This is a genomic window from Streptomyces sp. MMG1533 (assembly GCF_001279775.1).
Lineage (GTDB): Bacteria > Actinomycetota > Actinomycetes > Streptomycetales > Streptomycetaceae > Streptomyces.
Genome location: NZ_LGDG01000167.1, coordinates 159,001 through 181,526, shown reverse-complemented (window position 1 = coordinate 181,526; position 22,526 = coordinate 159,001). Strand labels below are relative to the sequence as shown.

20 protein-coding genes and 2 pseudogenes are annotated in these 22,526 nt (G+C 68.4%); 9 read left to right on the top strand and 13 right to left on the bottom strand.

Going from position 1 to position 22,526, the window contains the following annotated elements; genetic code table 11:
* Window positions 1-12: 12 nt before the first annotated feature.
* The 5 genes from ADK57_RS49970 to ADK57_RS18200 all read right to left on the bottom strand — a co-directional run bounded on the left by ADK57_RS49970 (window position 13) and on the right by ADK57_RS18200 (window position 4,053).
* Window positions 13-228 (bottom strand): hypothetical protein, encoded by a 216-nt coding sequence (locus ADK57_RS49970; RefSeq protein WP_159050095.1) that lies wholly within the window; start codon window positions 226-228, stop codon window positions 13-15.
* A 361-nt stretch (window positions 229-589) separates the two neighbouring features.
* Window positions 590-1,279 carry a TetR/AcrR family transcriptional regulator gene (locus tag ADK57_RS18215; RefSeq protein WP_053750528.1) on the bottom strand — a complete coding sequence of 230 codons (690 nt, stop codon included), beginning with the start codon at window positions 1,277-1,279 and terminating at the stop codon, window positions 590-592.
* A gap of 93 nt (window positions 1,280-1,372) precedes the next feature.
* The gene (locus ADK57_RS18210) at window positions 1,373-2,059 is read right to left on the bottom strand and encodes a GntR family transcriptional regulator (protein ID WP_053750527.1); all 687 of its coding nucleotides are present in this window, start codon (window positions 2,057-2,059) and stop codon (window positions 1,373-1,375) included.
* Between the two features lie 30 nt (window positions 2,060-2,089).
* A complete protein-coding gene (locus ADK57_RS18205) occupies window positions 2,090-2,809 on the bottom strand; it encodes an aspartate/glutamate racemase family protein (RefSeq protein WP_234390278.1) in 720 nt (239 codons plus the stop codon).
* Window positions 2,806-4,053 (bottom strand): dicarboxylate/amino acid:cation symporter, encoded by a 1,248-nt coding sequence (locus ADK57_RS18200; protein WP_107091576.1) that lies wholly within the window; start codon window positions 4,051-4,053, stop codon window positions 2,806-2,808. Before ADK57_RS18200 ends, ADK57_RS18205 begins: the two co-directional genes overlap by 4 nt.
* Window positions 4,054-4,221: 168 nt before the next feature.
* Here ADK57_RS18200 and ADK57_RS18195 point away from each other — a divergent pair, with 168 nt between their 5' ends.
* From ADK57_RS18195 to ADK57_RS18185, 3 genes are all read left to right on the top strand, one after another.
* Window positions 4,222-5,640, top strand: a complete 1,419-nt coding sequence (locus ADK57_RS18195) for an aspartate ammonia-lyase (RefSeq protein ID WP_107091575.1) — start codon at window positions 4,222-4,224, stop codon at window positions 5,638-5,640.
* Window positions 5,641-5,797: 157 nt separating this feature from the next.
* Window positions 5,798-6,475, top strand: a complete 678-nt coding sequence (locus tag ADK57_RS18190) for an SDR family NAD(P)-dependent oxidoreductase (protein WP_053750525.1) — start codon at window positions 5,798-5,800, stop codon at window positions 6,473-6,475.
* Window positions 6,476-6,570: 95 nt separating this feature from the next.
* Window positions 6,571-7,179: a hypothetical protein gene (locus ADK57_RS18185; RefSeq protein ID WP_053750524.1), complete on the top strand. Its 609-nt coding sequence runs from the start codon at window positions 6,571-6,573 to the stop codon at window positions 7,177-7,179.
* Here ADK57_RS18185 and ADK57_RS18180 read toward each other — a convergent pair.
* The 4 genes from ADK57_RS18180 to ADK57_RS18165 form a co-directional block, all read right to left on the bottom strand.
* Window positions 7,116-7,811, bottom strand: a complete 696-nt coding sequence (locus ADK57_RS18180; RefSeq protein WP_053750523.1) for a TetR/AcrR family transcriptional regulator — start codon at window positions 7,809-7,811, stop codon at window positions 7,116-7,118. The genes ADK57_RS18185 and ADK57_RS18180 overlap by 64 nt on opposite strands.
* Window positions 7,808-8,077: a hypothetical protein gene (locus ADK57_RS50480; RefSeq protein WP_053750522.1), complete on the bottom strand. Its 270-nt coding sequence runs from the start codon at window positions 8,075-8,077 to the stop codon at window positions 7,808-7,810. The genes ADK57_RS18180 and ADK57_RS50480 overlap by 4 nt, the downstream gene beginning before the upstream one ends.
* Before the next feature lie 101 nt (window positions 8,078-8,178).
* Window positions 8,179-8,511 (bottom strand): hypothetical protein, encoded by a 333-nt coding sequence (locus tag ADK57_RS18170; protein ID WP_053750521.1) that lies wholly within the window; start codon window positions 8,509-8,511, stop codon window positions 8,179-8,181.
* A gap of 648 nt (window positions 8,512-9,159) precedes the next feature.
* Window positions 9,160-10,017, bottom strand: coding sequence for a class I SAM-dependent methyltransferase (locus tag ADK57_RS18165; protein ID WP_053750520.1), 858 nt, complete (start codon window positions 10,015-10,017; stop codon window positions 9,160-9,162).
* Window positions 10,018-10,090: 73 nt separating this feature from the next.
* Between ADK57_RS18165 and ADK57_RS18160 the strand changes: the two genes are divergently transcribed.
* From ADK57_RS18160 to ADK57_RS18150, 3 genes are all read left to right on the top strand, one after another.
* The gene (locus ADK57_RS18160) at window positions 10,091-10,693 is read left to right on the top strand and encodes a TetR/AcrR family transcriptional regulator (RefSeq protein ID WP_053750519.1); all 603 of its coding nucleotides are present in this window, start codon (window positions 10,091-10,093) and stop codon (window positions 10,691-10,693) included.
* Window positions 10,694-12,421: 1,728 nt separating this feature from the next.
* Window positions 12,422-13,879, top strand: coding sequence for a DUF1996 domain-containing protein (locus tag ADK57_RS18155; protein ID WP_053750518.1), 1,458 nt, complete (start codon window positions 12,422-12,424; stop codon window positions 13,877-13,879).
* Window positions 13,880-14,078: 199 nt separating this feature from the next.
* A complete protein-coding gene (locus ADK57_RS18150) occupies window positions 14,079-14,348 on the top strand; it encodes a hypothetical protein (protein WP_053750517.1) in 270 nt (89 codons plus the stop codon).
* Between the two features lie 297 nt (window positions 14,349-14,645).
* On the opposite strand, the gene ADK57_RS18145 is transcribed toward ADK57_RS18150, so the two are convergent.
* Window positions 14,646-15,116, bottom strand: coding sequence for a GNAT family N-acetyltransferase (locus tag ADK57_RS18145; protein WP_053750516.1), 471 nt, complete (start codon window positions 15,114-15,116; stop codon window positions 14,646-14,648).
* 207 nt (window positions 15,117-15,323) lie between these two features.
* Here ADK57_RS18145 and ADK57_RS47560 point away from each other — a divergent pair.
* Window positions 15,324-16,127: pseudogene (locus ADK57_RS47560) on the top strand (IS5 family transposase).
* Between the two features lie 76 nt (window positions 16,128-16,203).
* Here the strand turns inward: ADK57_RS47560 and ADK57_RS18140 are convergent.
* On the bottom strand, window positions 16,204-16,950 hold the full coding sequence (locus ADK57_RS18140) for a phosphotransferase family protein (protein ID WP_053750515.1): 747 nt from the start codon (window positions 16,948-16,950) through the stop codon (window positions 16,204-16,206).
* A 1,044-nt stretch (window positions 16,951-17,994) separates the two neighbouring features.
* On the opposite strand from ADK57_RS18140, the gene ADK57_RS18135 reads away from it, so the two are divergent.
* Entirely contained in the window at window positions 17,995-18,579 is a 585-nt protein-coding gene (locus ADK57_RS18135; RefSeq protein ID WP_053750542.1) for a GNAT family N-acetyltransferase, read from the top strand.
* Between the two features lie 401 nt (window positions 18,580-18,980).
* Here the strand turns inward: ADK57_RS18135 and ADK57_RS18130 are convergent.
* Window positions 18,981-19,774: pseudogene (locus tag ADK57_RS18130) on the bottom strand (IS5 family transposase).
* A gap of 209 nt (window positions 19,775-19,983) precedes the next feature.
* On the bottom strand, window positions 19,984-21,237 hold the full coding sequence (locus ADK57_RS18125) for an MFS transporter (protein ID WP_078973193.1): 1,254 nt from the start codon (window positions 21,235-21,237) through the stop codon (window positions 19,984-19,986).
* 207 nt (window positions 21,238-21,444) lie between these two features.
* On the opposite strand from ADK57_RS18125, the gene ADK57_RS18120 reads away from it, so the two are divergent.
* The gene (locus ADK57_RS18120; protein ID WP_053750513.1) at window positions 21,445-22,518 is read left to right on the top strand and encodes an AraC family transcriptional regulator; all 1,074 of its coding nucleotides are present in this window, start codon (window positions 21,445-21,447) and stop codon (window positions 22,516-22,518) included.
* The last annotated feature ends 8 nt before the right edge of the window (window positions 22,519-22,526 follow it).

Genomic DNA, 22,526 nt, shown 5'->3' with positions numbered 1-22,526 from the left:
GAAGGCAACGATTCAGGTCAGTGCCTGTGCCGCCGCGTGCGTGAACACCGCTCCCCACTCCGCCACGGCAGCCCTATAGGGGCACAGACGTCCGGCGGAGGACGACACCCACTCATCCTCGGTGAAGAACGCCGAACGGCCGGACACGGACAGGAGAACGACGTACACGAGCAGCGCCAGCACAACGCCCCCAGCCGCACACAGCGAGATTCGGATCTCCCGTGGCACCGCCCGACCGGACACCGGCTTACGCCGTGCGCCGCGTCCACGGACCACGCAGGTGGCAGCGCAGCTCACCGGGAGACTCCGGCACGGGGCGCCGCGCCGCTCAAGCGCTGCGCCCTGGCCGCTTCCCATAGCGGCACAACGCGATCGGCCTTCCGCTTCGCCGCGTTCGGCGAGGGGGATGCTCCGTCCCGAAACACTGCGGACTGGGTCATGGCAGCCTCCTGATCAGTCAGGGGCGCGTCATTCAAGGGCGCGCCGACACTCCCTGTTCGCTGATCAGATGAACCGGACTGCGCTCTCCACTTATTTCCGCCACCCTGTGTGACCTGCGTCACTCAGTGGGCGCCTCGAATATCAACGGTCAACTCGAGCTCTCCACCGGCCTCAGCCCCTTGGCCTCCGCATGTTCCCGCTTCACACGCTCGGTCTGCAGGGGTGTCGGCGCGGCCGGCAGCGGCCCGTTGCTTCCTGGTCGGCAGGCGTCCAGCAGAAGCGCGACCAGGCGCCGCCAGGCGTGCGGGGCGGCGCAGCGGGTCATCTGGGTGACGGCCCCATTGGCGACGAGGAACAGGAAGAGGTCCTCCGGGACGAGGTCGTCCCGGACGACACCGGCCTCCTGTGCCCTCAGCAGCAGGTCGGCCAGGGCGCGGGACTGGGAGTCGCACACGCCCTCCAGCTCGTCCGAGGCGGGCATTCTGAGCAGGAACAGGTCGCCGAGTCCCCGGTCGGCCGCCATGGCGCCGCAGAGCCGCTCGAAATAGGTGCTGAGTCCGACCCACGGGTCCTCGCAACGCGACGCCTCCTCCCCGATGGCCGCCACTTTTGCGAGTTCCTCTTCGAAGACCGCCTCGACGAGCGCGATGCGGGTGGGGAAGTGCCGGTACAGCGTCCCGGCACCCACCCCCGCACGCTCCGCGACCTCGTCGAGCGGCGCGTCGACCCCGCGCTCCTGGAAGATCTGCCGTGCGGCCTCCAGGATGCGCTGCCTGTTGCGCAGCGCGTCCGCGCGAAGTCCTCGCTTGGCGGTCGGTGTGCTCTCCGTTGCTGCCATCGGGCCACTTTATCAATCGGAGGGATCAGTCCGTTTACTACCGGCACCCGCCTACAGTCTGTGGTCCAGCGCTCGGGGTCAGCAGACTGGCCCCTAAGCAGTGGCCGTCTCGGCGAACTGGTTGGTGTCGAAGAGCTCGTTGATGTGTCCGCCGAGTTCGGACCAGTGCCGTCCGGAGAGTTCGGCGGCGGCACGGGCATCGCCGCCGGCACAGACGGTGATGAGCTCGTCGTGGTGCTCGATGGTGTTGCGGCCGCCGAGCAGGGTGGAGAACTTGCGGTAGAGGATGCGGTGGATCTGCGGATGGAGCTGCTCGACGATCCGGCTGAGTACGGGGTTGTCCGCGGCCGCGATGGGGATGGCGTGGAAGCGGTCGTCGGCCGCGAGTGCGGCGGCCGTGTCGTTGGCGGCGACAGCCCGTTCGAAGTCGCGGTTAACCTCACGCATACGCTCAAGGTGCTGCTCGGTCATGACCGGAACCGCTGTCCCGATGGCGAGTTGGTCGAGCGAGCGCAGGACCGCGAGGGTCTTCTCGACGTCGCGGCGGTTGAGGGTCGTAATGCGGGTGTAGACGCCCGGCTTGGCCTCGACCAAGCCGATGTCGGCGAGCCGGGCGAGCGCCTCGCGCACCGGGGTGCGGCTGAGGCCGAGGCGCTCGGCGAGCTCACCGTCCTTGACCTTCTCACCGGGGACGAGTTCCCCCCGCACGATGGAGTCGCGCAGGCGGTGGAACACCTCGTCACTGAGGAGACGGCGAGAGACAGGCTGGTCAAGTGACATATTGCGTACAGTACATCGCGCTCCCCCGTCCTATACGGCTGCGGCCGTGGCCCGGCGGACCAGTGCCTGAGCGAGGACGAGCGCCGGGTCGACGAGGGGGACGTCGACGGCGTCGGCGGGCAGGCCGAGGGGGATCTCGGTGCAGCCGGCGACGACCGCCTGCGCGCCCTGTTCGATGAGGCGTCCGGCGGCGCGGGCCAGGAACGCGGTCGTCATGTCGTCGTGGGTGCCCGCCTTCACCGCGTGGATGGCGGCCATGACCTCGTGGTCCTGGCTGTCGGCGTCGGGGAGCACGAGCCGGATGCCGAAGCGGTCCAGCCACTCCTGGTACAGCCCCGCGCGCACGGTGCCGGTGGTGGCGAGCAGTCCGGCGGTGTGGATGCGGGGGCTCAGGGTGGTGAGGTGCCGGGCGGCCTCGCCGATCATGTGGACGATGGGCAGACCGATGTGGTCGGTGATGCGCGGGACGAAGGCGTGCGCGGTGTTGCAGGGGATGGCGATGACGGTGGCGCCGGCCTCGCGCAGGACGCGGCTGCCGTCGAGGAGCCAGGGGGTGGGGTCGGGGCCGTCGCCCAGCAGGGCCTCGGTGCGGTCGGGGATGGTGGGGTCGGACCAGATGACCGTACGGAGGTGGTCCTGGTCGCTGGTGCCGGGGGTGGTCGCGACGAGCTTGGCGTAGAAGTCGGCGGTGGCTGCCGGGCCCATGCCGCCGAGGATGCCGATGATCTCCGTACGGGTGGAGGTGGTCACCGTGCGGATTCCTTCTGGAGGCCGACCGGGGTGTGGGGGTGTTCGCGGCTGCCGTGTTTGGCTTCGCGCCGCTTCTCGGAGCTGTCGACCACGGCGGCTGCCAGGGAGTTGCCGATGACGTTCACGCCGGTGCGGGCCATGTCGACGATGAAGTCCACGCCGAGGAGCAGAGCGATCCCCTCGGCGGGCAGGCCGATGCTGTTCCCTGCGGCGATGAGGACGACGATGGAGGCGGATGCGACGCCGGCCATGCCCTTGGAGAGGATCACCAGCACGCCGACCATGAGGAGCAGGGCGGGCAGGGAGGTATCGGCTCCGTAGGCGTTGGCGAGGAAGACCAGGGCGGTGGCCTGGTAGAGGACGGAGCCGTCGGTGTTGAAGGAGTAGCCGAGCGGGACGACGAAGGAGGTCGTCGACCGGCTGACGCCGAACGCCTCCAGCTTGCCCATCAGCGGGGCCAGCACCGACTCGGAGCTACGGGTGACGAAGGCGATCCCGGCCAACCCGGCGATCGACTTCAGCAGTTCGACGTACCGGATGCGGTAGATCGCGGCGATCAGCGGGAACAGCACACCGACGACGATGGCCAGTCCCGCGTAGACCACGGCGATGAAACCGATCAGGCTGCGCAGGTTGCCGAAGCCGTAGTGGGCGACGTCGTAGGAGATGAAGCCGAGCACGCCCAGTGGTGCGATCCGGATGACGTAGCCGACTACCTTGAACATCGCCGCGGCGACGGACTCCAGGACGGCGGCGAACGGTTCGGACTTCTCCCCGATCGAGGCCATGGCGACGCCCACGAGGAGGGCGAAGACGATCGCGCCGAGCAGGTTGCCCTCGCCGAAGGCGGCGAAGATGTTCTTGGGGAAGGCGTGCAGGACCAGTTCGTGGAAGTCGATGCCCTGGCTCAGGCCGTCCAGGTCCGTGGCGTCGGCGCCCTGGACGGGGGCTCCCTTGCCGATGCCGGTGAGCTTGGCCAGGCCGACCGCGATCAGCAGGATGGCGGTGGTGACGAGTTCGAAGTAGAGGATGGCCTTGCCGGCGATCCGGCCGACCTTCCTGACCGACTCCATGCGGGCGATGCCCAGCACGATGAGCGGGAAGACCAGCGGCAGGACGACGACCTGCACCAGGTTGAGGAACACCTCCCCGAGGATCTTCATCTGCTCGCCCGCCGACGGGGCGAGGGACCCGATCAGGGCGCCAAGCCCTACGGCGATGACCGACTGGACGCCGATCGGCATACGAAGACATCGCTTCCAAAAGGTTGGTGTGCCGGTGGGGCGGGGGTGAACGGTGTCCATGAGACCTCCTGGGATACGCAATATATTGCGTTCTGCATGTTGGTCGGCAACACTGAGGCCGGAGGCAGTGGCCTGTCAAGGGGCCCGCAGCAGAGCGAGGAGCAGCAGATGGCCGTACGCATCGAGCACGACCTGGTCGGAGACAAGGAGGTCCCCGCCGACGCCTACTACGGCGTGCACACCGTGCGGGCCGTGGAGAACTTCGCGATCACCGGATCGACCATCGCCCGGTTCCCCGACCTGATCGCTGCGCTGGCGGCCGTCAAGCCGGCGGCTGCCCAGGCCAACCGCGACCTCGGCCTGCTGCCCCCGGACATCGCCGCAGCGGTCATCGAAGCGTGCGAGGAGATCCGTACGGGACGGCTCACCGACCAGTTCGTCGTCGACCCCGTCCAGGGCGGGGCCGGCACCTCGACGAACATGAACGCCAACGAGGTCATCGCCAACCGGGCCCTGGAGATCCTCGGCCACCCCCGCGGCCGCTACGACGTGATCCACCCGCTCGACCACGTCAACCTCGGCCAGAGCACCAACGACGTCTACCCCACCGCCGTACGCCTGGCCCTGGTCACCTCACTGCGCCGGCTCGGCGACTCACTGGGGGCACTGGCCACGACCTTCACCGAGAAGGCGGCCGAGTTCAGTGATGTCCTGAAGATGGGCCGCACCCAGCTCCAGGACGCCGTCCCCATGACGCTGGGCCAGGAGTTCACCACCTACGCCGTCATGATCGAGGAAGACCGGCAGCGCCTCACCGAGGCCGCCACCCTGCTACTGGAGTCCAACCTCGGCGGCACAGCCATCGGCACAGGCATAAACGGCCACCCCCGCTACGCCGAACTCGCCTGCGCGTATCTCGCCGAGATCAGCGGCGAAAGGGTCCGGCCCGCAGGCGACTTCATCGAGGCGACCCAGGACTGCGGCGCCTTCGTCCAGCTCTCCGGCGTCCTCAAGCGGGTTGCCGTGAAGCTCTCCAAGACCTGCAACGACCTGCGGCTTACCTCCTCCGGCCCCACCGCCGGGCTCGGCGAGATCAACCTGCCGCCGGTGCAGGCGGGTTCGTCGATCATGCCCGGCAAGGTCAACCCGGTCATCCCCGAGGTCGTCAACCAGGTCGCCTTCGAGGTCATCGGCAACGACCTCACCGTCACCATGGCCGCCGAAGCCGGACAGCTCCAGCTCAACGCCTTCGAACCCGTCATCGCCTACAGCCTGCTGCGCTCCCTGACGCATCTGCGCGCGGCCTGCGACACCCTGGCCACCCGCTGCGTCCCCGGCATCACAGCCAACCGCGAACACCTCCACGACAGCGTCCACCGCTCCATCGGCCTGGTAACCGCGCTCGCCCCGCACATCGGCTACGCCGCCTCCACCGCCCTCGCCCGCCAGGCCCTGTCCACAGGCCGCCCCGTCAAGGACCTCGCCGCCGAGGCCGGCCTGCTCACCACCGACCAGCTGGACACGATCCTGCGACCCGAGAACCTCACCCAGCCCTTCGGGCGGCCCTCGGCGGCAGCCACTCCGTGAACGCCGGCTGGCCCGCACCCAGCAATCGGATCACCCTATGCGATTCCGTGGTACGGTGGCGACACCAAACCGGAAAGCCCTATCCGATTTAAGAAATGGATAGATCTATCCAAATCTTGGGCCTTCCCGTGCCATGCCTTCCCGAAAGGACTCTGCCGTGACCAGCATCGCCATCGTCGGAGCCGGCCCCCAGCTGGGTCTGGCCATCGCCCGCACCTTCGGCTCGCAGGGTTTCGACGTCGCCCTGGTCTCCCGCAACCGGGAGAAGCTCGACGGTCTCGTCGGAACACTGACCGCTGAGGGCGTCACCGCCGCCGCGTTCCCCGCGGACGTGCTCGACCGAGACGCGCTCACCCAGGCGCTCAAGGACGCCGCCACCCGGTTCGGCGGCATCGACGTGCTGGAGTACTCCCCGGTGGGGACGTTCGGCTCCACCGCGCTGACCACTCCGACCGACACCGAACCGTCCCACGTGCAGCACGAGATCGAGTTCCAGCTGTACGGGGCCATCGCCGCCACCAAGGCCGCGCTGCCCGCGATGCGTGAGGCCGGCGCGGGCACCCTGCTCTACACCACGGGCGCCGGCTCCATCGACCCCGTCCCGCAGGTCGGCAACGTCAACGCCGCCGCGGCGGCGCTGCGCAACTGGGCGATCAACCTGCACAAGGAGCTGGACGGCACCGGCGTCCAGGCCGCACACGTCGGCATCGACGTGTCGATCGGCATGTCGGTCATCCCCGACTTCCCGACAGCCCAGCCCGAGGAGATCTCCCCCGTCTACTGGGACCTGCACACCACCAAGCGCGACCAGGCCGAACTCGTCTTCAGCCTCTGACACCGGAGCGACTTTCGTGATCGCCTTTCGTCGAACCTCGATCGCGCCGCGGAGTTCCGGGCCGCGGCGCGATCGAGGAGAAGGGCGTCGCTCCGATGGACATCAACTACTCCGGGCTCTACGACGACGGGGTGCCCACGTACAACCTGCGCGGGCACCAGTTCACCGACGCCGACGGCCGCTACGCCTTCACCACCATCACCCCGTCGGCCTATGCCGAACCCCACCTCGCGGCGGTCGACGGAGTCGCCGAGGCCTGCGCGGCCCTCGGGCGCAGCCTCTACCGCCCGGCCCATATCCACTACGAGGTCCACCACCTCGACCTGATCACCCCCTGGGCGGGCGGGATCTACTTCAAGGGAGATCCGGTCATCCCCGTCGACTTCGCAGGCGGAAAGAAGGCCCCGCTTTCCCTGCAGGCCGACACGGTCCTGCACGAGGACCCCGAGGACATCGCCGCAGCCGGCTTCCAGGGCCCCTACCGGACGATGGAGTTCGACTTCGTCCTGAAGACCCGCACCAGCCGGCCGACACTGATCCGGAACCACAACCGGCACCAGGCCCTTGACCTGCGCTACCAGCATCCAAGCTCTGTGCTTGGACCCCCTTCCCCGACACGCACGGTGCTCCGGTCCCGGGATCAGCCACTCTTGCCCGGCTGCGGTGGGGCGGTGCCCTGGCCGGCGCGGAGCATTGCCTTGTAAAGGGGTTCGTGCCCGGGCGACGCGGGCAGAGCGCCGCGCGCCGGGGCTTCCAGGGACTGGATGAACAGGGCGACCACGCGTCGCCAGGCGTCCGGGGCGGCGTCGCCGGTGGCGTTGACGACGCCGGCGTTGGCCATGTGAATCAGTACCAGGTCCGAGGGGTCGAAGTCCTCGCGCAGGCGGCCGGTGGCCTTGGCGCGGTCGATGAGGCGCAGCATGGCCTCGTACGCCTCGTTGCGGCGTTGCTCCAGGACCTTGGCGGTGGGGAAGGTCATGGTCAGGACGTCGGCGAATCCGTTGTCGGCGGCCTGCATCGCGCAGGCGGCCTCGATGTAGCCGACGAAGCCGTTCCAGGGGTCGGGGTCCTCCAGGGCGACGGTGACCGCGTCGGCGTAGGCGCCCATGCGGTCGGAGAAGACGGCGTCGACCAGTTCCTCCTTCGTGGGGAAGCGGCGGAACATGGTGGCGATCCCCACGCCCGCCTCGCGGGCCACGGAGGCCATGGAGGCGTTCAGGCCGTCGCGCGCGAACACCGTGCGCGCTGCGGCGATGATCCGCTCCCGGTTGCGCTCGGCGTCACTGCGCAGACGCTGAGCGGCGGGACCGTCGGGGTGCTGGGCGCCAGGGTTCATACCAGCCAGTCTAGCAATCGGATTGACCTATCCATTTTTACCGCTCCGCTGACCACGAAGAATCGGAGAATGCTATCCACATCGAGAAAGGGATAGAGACTCCGATCTTGGGGCAGTCGCTGGAACAAGCCACCGAAGGATTTCGGTGCGGGCACACCCGCCTCCTGGCCGACCAGCTTGCCCTTGGGCTGAGTGGACTTCATGACACCGGCTATGGCGAACATGCCGGCGAGCACGGCCTGCACGATCCATAGGAAGACGTTCACGGTAGGGGTCCTTCAGGATGGGGGAAACGGAGGCGGGTGGCGGGAGAGGGACGGATGGGGAGGGCGCAAGTGCTGCCCCTCTCCTGGTGACCGGCCACTGCTCAGGCGTTGAAGACGGCCTCGGAGCGGTGGTTGCGTTCGTGCAGGTCCCAGTACAGGGGCGCGATCTGCTCAGGTATGGCCGTCGGGAAACCCGGCGGCCCACCGTCGCCGATCCAGATGTTGATCGCCACGTGCGCGGCGTGCACACCGGTGCCGGCCTTGCGCATGGCGGGCAGTACCGCCTGGGCGGCGGCGACGGCGCCGTAGAGGGTGTATTCGATCTGCGGCTGCAGGTGCCTGTACCGCGACGACCTGAAATGGCCCCACGAGTGACGAGCCGGAAGGGCCAAGTAGAGCCATTCCAGGCCGCCTTCACGGGAGGCGATCTTCACAGGTCGGGGCCGCTTCGAGACCCCTCGGTGGTCCCAAATGACGTCGCCGTAGCCATCCGTTCACCAAGAACACCTTGACGCCGCCCTGGCATCCAGTGCCTTCAAACTCGGGCTCTGGCTCAGATTCCGGATGCTGTTGGTGATCTTCACTCTGGTGGGTGAAGTTCTGCTGTGGTCCGGCTGGTCGTCGTGTCGGTGTGCCGGGCTTGTTGGAGCGGGGCGGAGCGAGCGGTCGGAGGGGTGGCCGCGGTGACAATGAGGTCTGGCCGGGGTCGGTTGATCCCGCCGACTTCAAAAAATTGGGGCCCGCCGGAGATGCGCCTCGGTGGAGCCGGAAGAGCACGCCGCAGCCAATAGGGCCTGGTCATGCCGAAGATGTCGAAGGTCGAGCTGTACGCGGCGATCCGACGTGACCACCGCGACGGCATGAGGATGCGGGCGTTGGAGGGCAGTACAACGTTTCGTGGCGGACTGTGCGCAAGGGCCTGGACTCGGCCTGGTGGGAGGCGCGGGAGCACGCGGCCCCGCCGGCATCCCCGTCGTCACCGACAAGCTGCCCGGCCTGCAACTCCTGGCCGGGATGGCTGCCCATGCGCCTGGCCGCACTCCGCCGACGCCCGGCAGAGCGTCGAACGGCCGCGTTGGTTCCTAGGTCGGCGGCGACTTGGCGGATGGACCTAGGAAGGCGCCGGTGCGTACGGCGGTCGCGGCCAGGGTGGTGTAGTTCATCGTGAAGCGTCCACCCAGGGAGTCGATGGCGCCCCCGACCGCGTCCAGTATCTCGGCCAGCTGATCGGGACGGAGTTGGGTGAGGCCGCCGGTGGTGGGCAGCAGGTCCAGCCATTGGTCGCGCGTGTAGGACTGCTCCCAGTCGAATCGCCACTGTTCGAGATCGTTGAACTGTTCGGTCTCGCGGATCTTGTCGGCGAACTTCGCGTATGCCGCCTGGTAGAGGTCGAGCGGACGTCGGGCCGGTTGGCTGTTGAGCGGGGAGTCGGGCGCCGCCCGCCGGTAGGCAGCGGCGAACGGTTCAGCCACCTCGGCAGGCGGCTCGTACACGTGCCCGAAGATCGCCAGCCGTCCCCCTGGGCGCAGCACGCGGGCCGCCTTCATTGCGCCGACGACCGGATCCACCCAGTGCCACGACTGGGCGGCGATGGCCGCGTCAAACGTCCGGCCGGCCGGCTGCCAGGCTTCGAAGGCCGCCACCTCGACCGGCAGGCCACGGGCTCGCGCGAAGTCGGCCATCCGCGCATCGGGCTCGACGCCGAGCACGACACAGCCGGCGGCCTGGAACTGGCGGGCGGCGATACCGGTGCCGCAGCCGACGTCGAGCACGTCAGGCCCGGGGCTCCCGGCGACGATCCTCGCCACCAATGCATCGGGGTAGCCGGGCCGGGCCTGGTCGTAGCGTTGCGCGTCCACGCCGAACGACTCGGCCATCCGCCGGGCCTCATGCGGCACCGCTGGGGACGGTTCTGGTTGCTCTCGCGGTAAGATGGGCATGCGCCCACCTTAGTGGGCGCTCGCCCACTGGGCAACGGACGCCAGCGGGCGGACCGCACGAGAGGATCTGTGAGTGCCGACTGGGGTGCACCTTCGCGACGCGCGGCAGCAGTTGTTCGACGCTGCCGAACGCGTACTTCTGCGGGACGGGCCGAACGGGCTGACCAGCAGGGCCGTCACCGACGAGGCGGGCTGCGCCAAAGGCGTCCTGCACCGGCACTTCGCCGACTTCGACGCCTTCCTCACCGACCTCGTGCTCGACCGGGCCGCGCAGCTCGAGACACAGGCCAGTGCGCTGCGCAAGTCCGTCGGCACCGGCACAGTGGCCGACAACCTCACCAGCGCGCTGACCACCCTGTTCGGACCGATTCCGGTGGCGATCATCCCGCTCATCACCTTCCGGGACGAGCTGCGCGCACGACTGCGGGAGGCGAGGCCCGAAGGCGGCATCGCGATCCTCGCCCAGGCCACGACCGCGATCTCCGCCTATCTGGCCGACGAGCGTGAACTGGGCCGCATCGCGGCCGACGCCGACATCGACTCACTCACGCTCTCTCTGGTCGGTGGCGGTCATCTCCTGTTCGCAAACCGCGACCCCGGCCCTCCGGCCACGGCAGTCGTCAACAAGCTCGTGACAGCGGTCATCGCCGACGCCGTGCAACGGCGACCGACCTAAGCCAAGGAACCCCGGAGTGTCGGCAGACGCACGTTCACCGACCTCGGACCGGCCACCCACCTTCAGGGCCTGGCCGACCTCCCGGCCACAGCCGCCAAGGACGAGCAGCGATCCCCGCTTTCCGCGGAACTTCGCCGCAGTCTCCCGCCATCACGTGGCGAGCGCCGTGTAAGAACGCCCAGACCAGCTCAGCTCCAGGTCAACTCGTGTGACACCGAACTGCACTCTCTGCGCGGCTCCTACCCCCCCCAGAAACTCTGAAGAGGTACCGACGGGTTCCTGGTGTCCGAGTTAGGGCTTCAGGGCCGTCCCGTCCCGCGAAGTAACGCCACTTCTGGTGAACATTCACCGTTCTGCAGACCGCCCATCGCCTCCCGAACCGATGGACAAACGCTGCTGCTTGAAGTGAACGAAGCCACGGACCCAATTGACGACGCACCCCCGGAAGTACAGCCGTTGCAGCGCAGGTACCTTTTCGCCGTGGTACTGCGCCGAGCGGGCGCCTTGCCGCGGCCAGACACGGCAGCAACCACCCGCGTCCTCGCATCCGCATCACCCGACATCGCGGTGCACAACCCCTTCATCAACCACGAGGGTGCACTGTGCCTCGCCGTACTCGACCTCGCAATGCGCTCATGACCTTTCCCGAGGGATCTGCCGACCACTCTGGTCGACCTGTTGGCGCGGATGAACCGGGTGTCGCCCCTCCCTCAGGACGAAAACCGCCGCGTCCTGAATCTGGTCGTGGGCCCGCCCTGCGGATCGCCAAGAGCTCCGTCGTGCCGCTGGAAAAGACCGCCCAGAACTGGCTCGCCACGGACTTCAGCTGCTGGGTCACCGCGGTCAACCGGCCTGCCCTGCACAGCCTCCCAGCCGCAGAGGTAGCAGCGTCGGCCCGCCTCGTCCTGTCCGGTTGGGACGCCCGTGCGTGCGAGACGCGGGAACCAAGGGCATCGGCAGGTCCATCTCTTGAACAGCCGGACAAGGTACGGCGGCCCACCCCGCGACGTGTCGACGACGGCCATCAGCCCCCGCATGCCCCATTCACCCCGCGAGCTACCTGGACCGAGGGCCGGCGCAGGTTCGCGTCGACCGGATGACCGACGTGTGCACACGGATCTGGCACCTCCGCCGCGCGCGGCACCCGACGCGGCAACGTACATGCAGGAGGGTGTGGGAAACCGGGTCTGCCCACGGCGCGCTCCCTTACCAGGCGCGCTTCCTTGCGCCCGTGTCGGCCGACACTGTGTGCGCGCAGATTCCGGCGTCGGCGGCCATCGCACGACGGCGAGGGAGCGAGCTCTGCGAGGTGCCCAGTGGCACCGCCGGACCTCTACGCCGTGCTGATGCGCGTACTCCTGCTGGGGCGCGACTTCGAGATACGCGACCCTCCGGAGCCCGGGAGACGCTGTCACCCGATGGCGCAGAGGCAGCTATCGGCCGGTGCGTCGAACTCGCCGCCACCGTCCTGGGCGACCTGCTGCCCGACCTCGACCACCGCGAGACCACCCCGAACTTCCGGTCATGGGCGTGGCGAAGACAGCCTGTGAACTGGTCACAACAATCACTGGAAGCAGTGTGGATTGGGTGGTCATGCACCATTTGCGGATGGAGGAACCTACGAACCTGAGAATTCGCTGAGCATTCGGCGCGCATATTCGTATCTGAGGACGCGCTTCACCCATGCCGGAAGTCCTGCCGGCTCCGGAGATGTCCTTGAGAGGCCCGATGAGACGCAACACGCGAAAAAGATCGAAGACTGCCCGCCGGGCGGTAGGCGCGGCGGCCGCACTGGCCATAGGGGCCGGTGGACTGGTGGCGGTCAACATCTACGCCTCGGCCGACGAAACCAGCGCGTCGAAGGGCTCTGCCCAGAACCAGACGCTCGCGGCTGGAAGCTCCACCATTGACTGCCCCGACGTCGGCCAGCAGTTGACATCAGTGCCCGCCCAGGCGAAGGCCCAGGTCGACAAGGAACTGGCGCTCCTCGACAAGCAGATATCCGAGGCATACCAGCGCCTTGCCACCTCCCAGAAGGCAATTCAGCAGGACCCCAACTTCGCCCAGAACGCGATCGTGGGTCCGCTGAAGGACAAGCGGAAGGCGACGATCGACCGGATCGCCACCGCCATCGGCCGTGTGGCAGCCAAGCCGCAGGGCCTTGACGCTTTGGCGGCCTGCACGCTGCGCGCCACCGGCAACCAGCCCACCGCCGGCCAGGGCGGCAACAACAACCAGGGTGGCAACAACACCAATGCCGGAGGAACCGGCAACGGCCCCGTCGCCGCCGACTTCGTGGACATCACCAAGGTGAAGTCCAATGTGCGCACGCCGGCCAAGTCGGCGAAGGCTTCAAAGGGTGTCTTCGTCAGCAAGTGCGGAGTGAACGCCAACAAGCTGTACAACAGCGACAACGTCATCGTCGCGCCCGGTGTCACCAACGGCGCACACCACGTGCACGACTACATCGGCAACCAGGACAACGACGCCTTCTCGAGCGACCAGGACTTCCTCAAGGCCGGGACCAGCTGTCAGAACAAGGGCGACAAGTCGTCCTACTACTGGCCGGTGCTGCGCCTGCAGGACGGCACCAAGGAGTTCGACGCCGACAAGCAGGGCGGCGGCGCCGAGGGCAACACGGGCCGGATCCTGACGGCCAAGAAGGCCACCTTGAACTTCGTGGGCAGCCCCCGCAGCAAGGTGGTGGCGATGCCCCAACTCCTGCGCATCATCACCGGTGACGCCAAGGCGTTCGTCAACGGCACGGCCAACGCCAACGCCTCCTGGAGCTGCACCGGCTTCGAGAACAAGGTGCAGTTGAAGGACAAGTACCCCCTCTGCCCGTCAGGCAGCGACGTGGTGCGCACCTTCAAGTTCCAGAGCTGCTGGGACGGCACGAACATCGACAGCGCCAACCACCGTACGCACGTGGCCTTTGCTGACGCGGCCGGCAACTGCCCGACCGGCTTCAAGGCCATTCCGCAGCTGGTGCAGCGTCTCGTGTACGACGTGGACGCGCCCAGCGTCAAGGACAACGGCAAGACCCGTCCGTTCTTCGCGCTGGACGGCTTCCCCGAGCAGCAGCACAAGCCGGTCACCGACCACGGTGACTTCATCAACGTCTTCGACGCGAAGCTGATGAACAAGGCGGTCCAGTGCATCAACACCGGACGTAAGTGCAGCTGATTCCGAGTACCGAGCGGTGGGCGTCGCCCTGACGACGCCCACCGCCATGAACCAAATGCCGGTGGGAGCGATCCCCACCAGCCGCAGCGGGTGCGTCAATTCAACGGCTCTGTCGCGTAATCGGGATGCTGTTGGTGATCTTCAGGTGGTCAACGTCCGGCAGAGGTACCGGAATTGGACGGGGTCTCCGGTCTCGGTCGTGGAGGTCCTCCTGTCCGCGCCGCAGTTCGTCGGTGAGGTCGGGGGCGACACAGGCGAGCAGGCTTCCCACGGCCGTTCCTTCCGCATACGGCGCACCACCCACGTCTCCGCCGCCGTGGCTGTCGCCTGGCTCGTCGCGTTCCTGGTCATGGCTTTGCGTCCCGGCTGCGAGGCCGAGGCCGGGCATGCCTCGGCCACGCCCGCTGCCGGCACCCAGGTGATCGTCTCGCCAACGGGCCAAGGCGGGAGTCGTCCGCGGCGGCCCTGACCGCGGCGGCAGGGGCGGTTTCCCTGGCGGCGGCTGCGATCACCGCGCCGGCGCAGCCGTCGGTCACGAGCACCCCACAAGCAACTTCCGCCCTGGCGCCGTTGGCGGGATGGATTCGACCCAAGGTCACCTACCGAGGAGTCGCCACCGTCTACGCCGCTGGGACCGGCGACGGCGCCTGCCTGTACGGCCCGAGCGATGACCTCATGACTGCGGCGATGAACCACGCCGACCACGAGTCGTCCAAGGCGTGCGGGGCGTACGTGCTCGTCCGCGTGGCCAACGGCGCCACCGTACTCAGCTCAGAGTCAAGTGCACCAGGTCGATCTCCTCGTCACGAGCCCGGGCGAAGCACCGGCTCTTCCCCGTGACGATGAAGCCGCACTTCTCCAGCACACGGATGGAGCCGGCATTGTCAGCGGCGGCGTCGGCGTGGAGCGGCCGGACGGGTTCCAGCTCGATCATTTCGGCAAGGACGGCGGTGGCAATGCCCTGACTCCAATGAGCTCGCCCAATGACATACGTGACCTCACGCTCCTGGGGCGGACCGAAAACAGCGGCATGCCCTGCTACAACGCCGTCAGCAAGAACGGTTCGCAAGATCACGGACGGATCCGAGCGCACCTTCGCCCAGTGCTGGTCGAAGTGGCCACGGTCGTAGTGATATTTCCTGGTCACAGCTGCCATCCGCTGCAACTCGGGATCCGTCAACTGCTGCCAGAAGATCGGCAGGTCGCTGTCCTCAAGCCGGCGCAGAGATATGTCCATCGGCGCAGTCTCAGCCTCCACAAGAGCGGTACCCGGATGGCTGGTTCAGCCTAGACCCAGCTTGCAGTTACGGGACAACGTTTCACGACTCCTGACAAAAGGAGGTTTCGGGACCGCGGGGAATGACGGTGTGTCAGTTCTCGTTGATGCTGGCCGAAGGGGGTCGCGCCAGTCGAGACGAGGAAGACCGCTGCCAGACCGTGGGAGATCGACGACGAGTTGTGGGCGCGGATCGAGCCGCTGCTGCCGGTCGCCCCGCGTAATCCGCGGCGTCCAGGTCGTAAGCGTCTGGATAGCCGCAAGGTGCTGTGCGGGATCCTGTTCGTGCTGTACGCCGGGATCCGCTGGGAGTTTCTGCCCCAGGAGCTGGGCTTCGGCTCGGGGATGACCTGCTGGCGACGGCTGCGGGACTGGAACGAGGCCGGGGTATGGCAGCGCCTGCACGAGCTGCTGCTGTCCGAGCTGCGGGCCGCAGACCTGCTGGACTTCTCCCGCGCAGCGGTCGACTCCAGCCACATCCGCGCGATGATGGGCCGGCCGGCCACCGGTCCGTCCCCGGTGGACCGGGGGCAAGGCCGGCAGCAATCACCACCTGATGGTCGAGGCGCACGGCATTCCTCTCGCGACAATCACCACCGGCGGCAACGGCAACGACGTCACCCAACTGATCCCGATGATCCAGGCCGTCTCGCCGATCCGCGGCAAGCGCGGCCAGCCACTGCGCCGCCCCAGGTATCTGTACGCCGACCGCGGCTATGACCACGAGGTCTACCGGGACGAGGTCCGCCGGTTCCAGGTCACCCCGCACCTCGCCCGGCGCGGCACCGGGCACGGCTCCGGCCTGGGCGTGTACCGCTGGGTCGTGGAAGGAGCGCTCGCGCTGCTGCACTGTGGTTCCGCCGCCTGCGCATCCGCTGGGAGATCCGCGACGACATCCACCACGCGTTCGTCACCCTCGGCTGCGCCGTCATCTGCTGGCGACGACTGCGCACCGCACTTTGTCGAGAGTAAGGGCAGGCGATGCGCCCCAGGGGATGGCCTGCTCGATGCGTCAGAACGCATTCGTGGCAGTCGGGCCCGCACAGCCTCACATCCGGGATCTCAGTACGTCGACCTCACAGCCCGGCGCGAACGGGTCGAAGCCGTGCTCGATCAGCCAGCGAACCGCCAGCAGGCTTCGCAACGACCACCACGCGTGGATCACGTCGAGGTCGATGTCGGTGCCATAGCCGGCGACGACGTCGTCGAGGTGCTCCTCGTGTCCGAGCGTGAAGGTGGCGAGGTCGTAAAGGGCATCGCCTTGGCCCGCCTCGGACCAGTCGATGATGCCCGTGACCTCGTCGCCGTCGACGAAGACGTGCGCGATCTGCAGGTCGCCGTGCGTGAATGCCGGAGTCCACGGCCGGAGCGCGGCCTCGGCGACCTGGCGGTTGCGGGTGACCAGGTCAGCGGGCAGGAGGCCGTTCGTCACGAGCAACTCGCACTCGTCGTCGAGTTCCGCCGCCAGCGCGACGATGCTCCGGCCGGACCGGCCGGGTCGGGGCGGGAGCGGCGCGTCGTGCAGCTTCCGGATGGCGGCGCCCGCCGCTGCCCACGCCGCCGACGACCCGGTCGACGGCCCGCCGAGGCGCCCAAGCGTCGTCCCCGGGAGTGCGGCGATCGCGAGCACGGGCGGCTTGCGCCACAGGACCTCCGGAGTCGGGACCGGCGCGAGGGACATCGCCTCGACCTCGACGTCGATGCGCGCCTGATCGGCGTCCACCTTCAGGAACACGTCGCCGACGCGCAGGGTCGCGCGCTCGGAATGGGCGACAACGACTTTGACCTCATCCATGGGCGACCAGTATCCCGGGGATGATCGCCGAGGTCGCCGGGTTTATCGCGTGCGATTACGCGGCTGGCTGCGTCCCAATACCCGGCGGCCTCGTGCGCGACACCGACCTCTGACCAGGTCAAGTCCACCACTTTTGTTAGGAGTCCTATGGCTGGAGGTCGGCACCAGCAACGGCTGGCGTGCCGAGTGGGACGCCCGCAGCAGCAGCCCCGCCACCACCCCGTCCCCGAACCCGGGACGCCCACGGCGACCGGTCTTCCGGCGAGATCCTCAACTCGGTGCACGGGCCCGTCCGTCGGGACGGCAAGGTGCGCATAGTTCACATACACGCGTGCCGGCGCCGTGACGGCTGACGGCTGACGGCTGACGGCTGACGGCTGACGGCTGGGAGAACGATGCCTCGCGGTCCCGAACAGCATCCTGCGCCGTGTCCGCCATGGCCATGGCGAGTCCCGCCAAGCCGGCGCCCAGCCTTCGCAGAGTGCCCACGCTCGCCGACATACTCACCGGGCTGATGCGTAGCCGGGGCACGCTCTCGGTCACCGCCTTCGCCAAGGCCCTTCCGATGCGTTGTACGGTCCGCCCTCCGGCCCCGTCGCGAACAGCAATCGCCGCACGGTCGGGAGTCCTCAGAGCAACCGGCCATGAGAGCGGCCGCGCTCCCGCAGCAAACAGCCCCGAGAAGGCCTCTGCGGCTCACGCCTGCGCCATTCACGGCGGAAGCGGGGCCCGCCGTCAAGCATGCACACCTCGGGCCGAGCTTGGCGATCGCGGCCAGACAGCGCCTCCACACCGGATGCCACACCACGCCCCCGTCGACCCCTCACGGGCACTTGCTCATACCGGCGTCCAATCCGTGTCCCGACAGCAGGCCTTGGCGGGCGAGGCGGCTGTGGGTGACGTTCTTGTCTGGGTCGTCGGTTGGCAGGCCGAGTAGTCGTGCCGTGCACGATCTGCTGGTGGGCGGAGCCTTGGTCGTGAGGATCGGACCGGGATCGGATATTCGATGTTCTGCCCGCCCCATGAGGACACAAGATGGTGCGCATGACTTTGGCCACCCCCATACTGCAGACCGCTCGCCTGCGGCTGCGCCCCTTCACCGACGCCGACGCGGACCTGCTCTTCGCCCTGCACAGCAGCACCTACGTGATGCGCTACTGGGACTCCCCGCCGTGGAACGAACGGGCCCGCGCCGAACGCTTCATCAACATGTGCCGGAAGATGGCGGACGAAGGCACCGGGGCCCGGGTAGCCATCGACCGCGCTTCTGACGGGGCCTTCGTCGGCTGGTGCGGTCTGACCGGATGGAACCCGGACTACCGCAGCGCGTCGTTGGGCTACGTCCTCGACGAAGCGATGTGGGGACACGGCTACGCGACGGAGGCCGCGCACGCCTTGCTGCAGTGGGCATTCGACACACTGGACCTGAATCGAGTTCAGGCCGAGACCGATACGCGCAACGTGGCATCTGCCCGGGTCCTGGAGAAGATCGGATTCATGCGTGAAGGGACGTTGCGGGAGGACTGCGTCGTGAACGGCGAGGTATCCGACTCGTGGGTGTTCGGGTTGATCAGGCGAGAGTGGCGGCCGGCGGCCGTGCCGATTCCAGCCCGCGAAGAGCGGTGTTGAGTCCGTCTCTGGTGGAGGCCGCGTCCAGGTTGAGTGGGGAAGCCTTGACGGGTGAGGCGTCCAAGGCGGCTGCGGGTGACGTTCATGGCCGGGCCGTCGGTGGGCATGCCGAGGAGTTCGTGTAGATCACGGACCCGGAACGCCTGATCGGGGTGGGTGTTGAAGGCGTTCAGGATGACCTGGTAGGCGGTGGTCAACTCAGGCGGTTCGGATTCGGTCCCGGTCGGGGCGAGTTCCGCAATGGCCTTCCGGGTCGTGACAAGTTCCGCCGGACGCGCCTCGGCCTCGGCCTCGGCCAGAGCAGCGTTCAAGTGCTCGATCTGCTCGCGCAGTTCGCCAGCCCGGGTGGCGGGCGCGTCCTGCCAGCCGGATCTGGAGATCTGCCAGGGGTTCGATGACGTTCACGCGGCCGCCACGAAGTCGTCGCGCCAGGCTGGTGCAGGCGTGGTGAGGCGGCGGGCCATGTTCGCGGTGGATGCCCAGTAGATGCGCGAGGCGGCATTGTCAGGCCGGTGGTCGTACTCGCGGGCCGGACGCCGGTGCAACATCAACGTGCCCGTTGACCTGCTCCATCACCCATCTCTTCGGTTGCGGAACGAAGCCCTTGCCCTGGTCGGCCCGGTTGCGGCGGACGACGTCGACGGTGATGTCGAGCATCGCGCCGTGGATGACGACCTCGTCCTTGAACCCCTGGTCCACCAGGGCCTTCTCCAGGCGGTTCCCGCACGCTCGGCGGCCTGGTCGAGCAGGGCTCTGCCGGCGGCGTTGTCGTGGGCCGAGGCGGCCAGCACGACGACGCCGGTGATCAACCCCAGGACGTCGACGGCCTGTCCCCGCTTGCGGCCCGGAGTCCTCTTGTTCGCGTCCAGCCCCGTCGTGGCCTTCGGGACCCCCACGGCCGCGCGCACGGACTGCGTGTCGATAACCACGAGGGACGGGTCCTCCAATCGGCGGGCCTTCTCCCGCACCTGGCAGCGCAGCAGTTCCTGGATCTGCTGGTCGAGCCCGTCCTCGCGCCACAGCATGAAGTAGGAGAACACCGCCGACCACGCCGGCAGATCATGAGGCAGATAGCGCCACTGACAGCCCGTCCGGTTCTGGTAGAAGATCGCGTTCACGACGTCCCAGAGATCGCAACCCCGGGATCGCCGGCCGCCGACCGTGCGACCCGCTCCCACTTCCACGCCGTGATCATCGGCTCGATCAACGCCCATTACTCATCCGCCAAGTCGCTCGGATACGACTCTCGCTCCATGCAACGAACCTCTGCATGAACATGCCCACCGGCGAGCCTGGACGGCGTTGCGGGGCCCCCGGTAAGCACTGGGAGCAGCCGGACGCGTACGCGGTCACCCCACGGCTTTTCCATCGTCGACGGTCCGGACGCACCCGGTGTGAGAACGCTCAGCCGAGTGGCTGAGGATCTGCCCGGTCGAAGGGAGGGACTCGCTCCCCACGGGCCGAGCGTGGCGGCTGCTGGGTGAAATGGCGGGCGGCGGCCAGGAGAAGAACCGCCAGGGCGGCCGGTGCCGCGTAGGCGAGACGGAACTGGCCGGTGGAGCCGAGGAGTCCGCTCACCGCGCCACCGGTGATGACGCCGACGTAGTTGAACAGGTTCAGGCGTGCCAGGACCGCCTCCGAGGCAGCGGGACGCAGCCGCGCGGCGGCGGCCAGACACAGCGGAGCCAGGACGGACGCCCCCAGGCCCACAGCCCCGGCCGCGAGAACGGCGAACGGCCAGCTCGGCGTGGCGGCCATGCCTGTCAGGGCGACCGCGACGAGCAGGGCCGCGGTGCGCACGACGGCGACCGCACCGAGCCGTTGCACGAGTCGGTCGGTGGCGGCGCGACCGACGACTGTGCCGGCCTGGTAGGCCGCGTACGCCAGCGGCGCGACCGTGAGAGACGCGGCGAGGGTCTGGCGCAGGTAGACCGCCGACCAGGCTGAGACGGTGGAGTCGACGACATAGACGACGAGGAGGACCAGGCCGAAGGGGATGAGCCGGATCCACAGGCGGCGCCCCAGCGGCGGCTGCGCGAGAGCGTCCGGCGGCCCTGCGGAGGAGGGGGAGGGCAGGGCATGCGTGCGCATACAGGCGGCGAGGAGCAGCACGATGCATGCCTGAACGCTCAGGCCGGCGGCTACGGGCCACTCCAGGCGGGCGGCACCGGCAGTGAGCAGGGCCGCGACCACGCCGCCGACGCTCCATGCTGTGTAGAAGGAGCCGAAGATGCTGCGGCCGTAGGCGCGTTCGATCGCCGCTGCCCGGGTGCTGACCCCGACATCGAGGGCACCGACAGAGAGCCCGAAGAGGATGTACGCGCAGATGGCGGTCGCCTCGCCGGGGGCCCACCCGATCATCACCAGCGCGGCGGCGGCCGTCAGGATGGCCCCGCGCATCGTGGCGACGGGACCGGCGCGGCGGATCGCGGCCAAACCCAGGAAGCTGCCGCCCCCTGCCATCAGCGCCACCGCGACCATCAGGGTGGTCGTCAGGAGCGGAGCCAGTCTCAGGTGTTCCGTGACAGCGGGGACGGTCGTGTACACGGCGGCGACGGACACCCCTTGCGCGGCGAACGCGAGGGTCGCGCCCCTTCGGGCGCCGGTCTTGGAGACCGGGTGCCCGGCCCTCGCCCGTGCTGGAGCATTAAAGGACATGATGCTGTCGCGCCTTCATTTCCTGTGTGCGCTGGGGTGAGCAGTCGAGGACCAGCGAATCGAATGCCGTGCGGGTTGGGGAAACCGTAGCCAGGCCCGGAAGGCAGACTCAGGACGCCAGGGGCCGTACAGGGGACTTCCGGGGCCAGGGAGTGCGACCGGTGATGCCCGGTGCCTACGGTGGTCGCCCAGCAGAAGGTGAGTGCAATGTCCCTTGCCCCCGGCCCGGCAGACCTTCCCGGGACCAGCCGCAGCACCTCGGCGACGATCCAGCCGAACATCCTGCGCTATTTGGTCGTGGTCGCCGACGAGCACGGCGTCGATCTGCGGCCCTTGCTGAAGCAGATGGGACTGGACGAGACGGTCATGCGCTCCGCCGCGCTGCGGGTGTCGTACCGGCAGGGCAGCGCGGTGATCCGTCGTGCACTGGAGCTCACCAGGGACGAGCGCCTGGGGCTGAGAGTCGGCGCGGCGCAGCACCTGACCGCGTGGGGCCTGCTCGGCTTCGCCCTGATGGCCGACAACACGCTGCGGCACGCCATCGAGACCGGGGTGAAGTACCAGAACCTGTCAGGGGCGATGGTGGTGTGGTCGGCCGCTGTGAGTGAGGAGGACGACGCCTTCGTGCTGCGTGCCGATCTTCCCGATCCCGCCATGGACCCGGCCGTGGCTTCCTTCCTGAGCGAGGAGGCGTTCGCCTCCGTGGTCACCCTGTCCCGGCTGGCCGTCGGGCCGGGCTTCGCGCCGAGGGCGGTGGAGTTCTCCTTTCCGCCACCACGCCAACTCGACCTGTACGAGGCCCTGTTCGGCTGTCCGGTCCGCTTCGGCGCCCCCACCAACCGCATGGTCATCGACCCCGCGTGGGCCCGCACCCGGATGCCCGGCCGGGATCCTGTGAGCTACGCGTCGACGCTCGAGATGCTCAACGCGCAGTTGGCTTCCCGCCGTGACCAGCAGGATCTGCTGGAGGTGCTGGAAATCTCCGTCGCGCAGGGGCTGCCGGTGGTGCCTTCGTTCGGTGAGCAGGCGCGGCGGCATGCGACGAGCGAGCGGACGTTGCGCCGTCGGCTGGCCGACTGCGGCACGACGTACGAGGCACTCGTCGAGGGAGTGCGCCGGGAACGCGTCGAACAGCTGTTGCTCCGCCCGGAACTGACACTGCGCGACATCGCCCGCCGGGCGGGATTCTCCGACGAACGGGCGCTGCGCCGCGCGGTGCGCCGCTGGCACGGCACCTCCCCGGTCCAGCTGCGGGAGCGGATGCGTTCGGATCGGCTCTGAGGCCGAGG

Excerpts from the sequence above, each read along its gene's own strand:
- ADK57_RS18180 (WP_053750523.1), bottom strand. The coding sequence starts at position 7,811 with ATGAACCCTGGCGCCCAGCACCCCGACGGTCCCGCCGCTCAGCGTCTG.
- ADK57_RS18165 (WP_053750520.1), bottom strand. The coding sequence starts at position 10,017 with ATGCCCATCTTACCGCGAGAGCAACCAGAACCGTCCCCAGCGGTGCCG.
- ADK57_RS18155 (WP_053750518.1), top strand. The coding sequence starts at position 12,422 with ATGAGACGCAACACGCGAAAAAGATCGAAGACTGCCCGCCGGGCGGTA.
- ADK57_RS18120 (WP_053750513.1), top strand. The coding sequence starts at position 21,445 with ATGTCCCTTGCCCCCGGCCCGGCAGACCTTCCCGGGACCAGCCGCAGC.
- ADK57_RS18185 (WP_053750524.1), top strand. The coding sequence starts at position 6,571 with ATGGACATCAACTACTCCGGGCTCTACGACGACGGGGTGCCCACGTAC.
- ADK57_RS18145 (WP_053750516.1), bottom strand. The coding sequence starts at position 15,116 with ATGGACATATCTCTGCGCCGGCTTGAGGACAGCGACCTGCCGATCTTC.
- ADK57_RS18200 (WP_107091576.1), bottom strand. The coding sequence starts at position 4,053 with ATGCCGATCGGCGTCCAGTCGGTCATCGCCGTAGGGCTTGGCGCCCTG.
- ADK57_RS18195 (WP_107091575.1), top strand. The coding sequence starts at position 4,222 with ATGGCCGTACGCATCGAGCACGACCTGGTCGGAGACAAGGAGGTCCCC.
- ADK57_RS18210 (WP_053750527.1), bottom strand. The coding sequence starts at position 2,059 with ATGTCACTTGACCAGCCTGTCTCTCGCCGTCTCCTCAGTGACGAGGTG.
- ADK57_RS18125 (WP_078973193.1), bottom strand. The coding sequence starts at position 21,237 with ATGTCCTTTAATGCTCCAGCACGGGCGAGGGCCGGGCACCCGGTCTCC.
- ADK57_RS18215 (WP_053750528.1), bottom strand. The coding sequence starts at position 1,279 with ATGGCAGCAACGGAGAGCACACCGACCGCCAAGCGAGGACTTCGCGCG.
- ADK57_RS18140 (WP_053750515.1), bottom strand. The coding sequence starts at position 16,950 with ATGGATGAGGTCAAAGTCGTTGTCGCCCATTCCGAGCGCGCGACCCTG.
- ADK57_RS18135 (WP_053750542.1), top strand. The coding sequence starts at position 17,995 with ATGACTTTGGCCACCCCCATACTGCAGACCGCTCGCCTGCGGCTGCGC.